Origin of the sequence: Alteromonas sp. ALT199 (assembly GCF_018619335.1) — a bacterium.
Classification (GTDB): Bacteria; Pseudomonadota; Gammaproteobacteria; order Enterobacterales; family Alteromonadaceae; genus Alteromonas.
Window position 1 is genome coordinate 1 of record NZ_JAHHDX010000061.1, and the last position, 1,690, is coordinate 1,690.

Annotated in this window: 1 protein-coding gene and 1 pseudogene; one reads left to right on the top strand and one right to left on the bottom strand. The window is 43.4% G+C overall.

Annotation, left to right across the window (positions count from 1 at the left end):
* Window positions 1-1,248 (top strand): TolC family protein (locus KL866_RS06700; protein ID WP_214994177.1); only part of this gene is annotated, 1,248 nt, incomplete at its 5' end.
* Window positions 1,249-1,384: 136 nt separating this feature from the next.
* On the opposite strand, the pseudogene KL866_RS06705 reads toward KL866_RS06700, so the two are convergent.
* A pseudogene (locus KL866_RS06705) lies at window positions 1,385-1,690 on the bottom strand (hypothetical protein); the annotation flags it as partial.

A 1,690-nucleotide genomic window follows, 5' to 3' on the forward strand; every position in this document is an offset into this window, starting at 1 on the left:
GCTGCTGCTGAGCTTGAGATTGCAAGAAGCAGTTTCGACCCTTTTATAGAACAGAAAACGAAAAGCCGAGTGTCGGGCTATTATGATGGGACCAACCTCACACAACGTTTCACGAATCCTATCGAAGATTTCAACGCGTCTGTATTTGGTGAGTACCGCATTGCAGCGGGTGACTTCCCTAGCTATGAAGGATATTACGATACACTTTCTGCTGGCGAGGCCAGTGTGGGTGTTGCCATGTCTTTACTTCAAAACAGGGAAATAGATAAACGCAGAACTGAATTGCGTAACGCGGGGCTAGCTACCTCGCAGTGGCAGGCACTAGCGACAAGCCTTATTAATGACTTTGTTTATAAAGGGGTTAGTGAATACATTGCGTGGTACGAAAGCGCATTACAAATACAAGCTGTTACTGAGTTGCTAAATGCGGCATCTGAGCGTGAAAAAGCGCTAGTTACACGAGTAGAGAAGGGCGACTTAGCCAGTATAGTACTTACCGAATTTAAAGCTAACCTACTTCAGCAGCGTTTAACATTGGCTGAACTTAAACAAAAGCGAGACATGCACGCACAAATGCTGTCTTTCTACTGGCGTTCGCCAAATGGCGACATGCTAGCAATCAATAATGAGCAGCCGCCTAATGAAATAAGCTGGCCTTTTTGGATTGGCAACGGTCAATTGGTTACGCTTCGTAATGCATTGCATAGCCACCCCGAATTAGATGTAATGAAGTTAGAGCAGCAGGTGGTAGAAAATAAAGTGGCACTTGCTGATAACGCGCTACTCCCCAAGCTCGATCTCACTGCCTCGATTGCCAGAGATGTGGGTGCAGGTTCAAAGACCCTTGAAGGTACTGAAACAAAAGTAGGTTTATCATTTTCTTATCCACTAGGAAACAGAAAGGCGAAAGCAGATCGCGCTCAATTACAGTCCAAGCAACGAGAACTGGCCCATAAGCTTACGTCAACACAACAAGCTATAGTGCAACGTTTTGAACAGGCTTTAGTGTATTGGACACAAGCTAAAGACATTGTTTCGCTTCAAAGTGAAAATGCTGCGTTAGCTAAAACTTTGTCGAAGGTAGAGAAAACGCGTTTTGATGCGGGTGATAGCGACATGTTTGTTCTAAATGCACGAGCGCAAAACGAAATTAAAGCAAGAATTAAAGAGATCAAAGCCAAGGTCGACTTATTAAAAGCCGAACTAATGTTACATAAAGAAGCCGCTATGCTCCACTCTGTTAAATAATGCGTAGCATAAAAGCATTTCAAGAATGACCTGTTCCTACTCACTAGAGTTGAAAATACCAAAGTTCAAATAAAAAACGGCGTAATGGAAACCAGTACGCCGTTCTCAGTTATTATTAAAACTCTTAATGGTGATGTTAGTTGTCTAGTGCGCTGTCGAAGTCTTCTTCAGATAACCCAGCTGACATGGCGTATTGTTTTAACTTATCCTGCGGTACACCCGCATGTTGCGCAGTATTTAAAATACGTACTATTTGTTCACGCTGCTGCGCCGACTCTCTTACTGCTGTTTCAACAACCGTTTCTGCTTCATTAGGAAACACAGCCAGAAGCGCATCAACTACATACTCACCAACAAAAGGAACTGCATTCAACGCACTTGTCATGATATCGACAATCTTGTTTGGATGTTCTTGCGACAATGTCTGAACAATACTGTCTGC